The organism is Actinoplanes sp. ATCC 53533 (assembly GCF_003947245.1).
Map to the genome: position 1 here is coordinate 1 of NZ_QHHV01000618.1, position 651 is coordinate 651.

Genomic DNA, 651 nt, shown 5'->3' on the forward strand with positions numbered 1-651 from the left:
CGTTCACCCTGGCCAACGCCGGCATGCTGCTCGACCTGTCGAAGACCGACCCCGGGGCGCAGTCGGCGTATCTGCCGAAGGCCTGGGACGCCAACAAGTTCGCGTCGCTCGGCGGTGGCACCTACGCGTACCCGTGGTATCTGAACACCGGGCCGTCCTTCTTCAACACCGCGCTGCTGGCGAAGTGCGGCGTGGCCAAGGACCCGCTGCCCGCGACCTACGACGCCCTGTTCGCCGCGGGCAGGACCATGGCGACCAAGTGCAAGGGCGACACCACGATGGTCGGCCGGCTGCCGGCCATCGAGACCTTTGGGACGTACGGCGTACCGCTCATGGACGCCCAGGGCGCCAAGTTCACCTTCAACGACGCCAAGGGCGTGGAACTGGTCAACCACTACAAGGACCTGTACAAGGCCGGTGGCATGACCGAGGACACCCTCAACAAGCTGCAGACCGGTGAGCTGGACGCGTTCAAGGCCGGCCGGATCGGCTGGCTGCCGGGCAGCTCCTACACGCTCAAGGACCTGAAGGCGACCGCGCCGAAGGTGGCGGCCACCGTGGCGATCTCCCCGCAGATCACCAACGACAAGCCCAACATGTACATCGAGTCGCTGGCGGTCAACGCGAAGTCCAAGAACACCGCCACCGCGG

At 66.5% G+C, this 651-nt stretch carries 1 protein-coding gene; it reads left to right on the forward strand.

The genetic code is table 11. The annotated features are described in order from the left end of the window. Nucleotides 1-651 (forward strand): ABC transporter substrate-binding protein (locus DMB66_RS60320; RefSeq protein WP_125812731.1); only part of this gene is annotated, 651 nt, incomplete at both ends.